At 49.3% G+C, this 812-nt stretch carries 1 pseudogene; it reads left to right on the top strand.

Annotation, left to right across the window (positions count from 1 at the left end):
- Positions 1-118 (top strand): annotated as a pseudogene (locus tag AC19YR_RS24790) (IS30 family transposase); the annotation flags it as partial.
- Between the last annotated feature and the right edge of the window lie 694 nt (positions 119-812).

The following is an 812-nucleotide window of genomic DNA, read 5'->3' as shown; positions in this document are numbered from 1 at the left end:
GACCGTCGAGGCGGTCAGTCGCGTGGTAACGAAGATCAATTTACGCCCGCGAAAACGCCTGGGCTGGAAGACGCCGTACGAAGTTTATGCAGGGGTGAGCGTTGCACTTATGTGTTGAATTCAGGCACTCTTTCGCTGGTGGTAGCCCATCAAAACCGCACTGGAGTCAAAGATGGTGGAATGATGAAGTGGTTCTTCACTCGGCAGGCATACTGTGTCGATATAGAGCCTTTCCAATCAGCGAACATTGGTTCTCACTAAGTGCACCAGGGATGGAGTGCAATGACCAAGAAAAACCAAACACGGTGAGCGACCTTGCAGATCAGCCCAATCTTCCGATTGTTTCATCTGAAACATTAGGCGGACAATCCGTTTACACGTCATTCCCGCCTGGAGCATTTATCATTGCTTCAGCATTCGTAAATCCTATCGCAAAATTTATGACAGTCTCGGATCTGTCTGCACTCAAAATCTGGAATTGGTGTCTTGCTCTGGTCACTGCGCTAATCTTCGCAGTGACCCTAAGGCGAGTATGGCCTCAAGATCTTAAACACCAGAACACCCTAATTGTTCTAGCGTGCCTACCCTTCTTAATAGCTGTTGAACCCATGCACTCACACCACCAAACACTGTGGGCGCACCAGGTCATGCAGCCAGTTATTGCCACTGCCCTGTATCTAATTGTGGCCTGAATTCATAGAATAAGTGCAACGTTTGAAACGATAGGCAGAGAGTCAGCCACCGGTAGAATCCAGGCTCTCACACCGAAGGATTCAAGCGCAGATGACTACGCATTACCGGCAGCTGACTCA

This window comes from Pseudomonas sp. MF08817 (genome assembly GCF_059862705.1).
The sequence above is the reverse complement of the archived record's forward strand: the minus strand, read 5'-3'. Positions and strand labels throughout refer to the sequence as shown.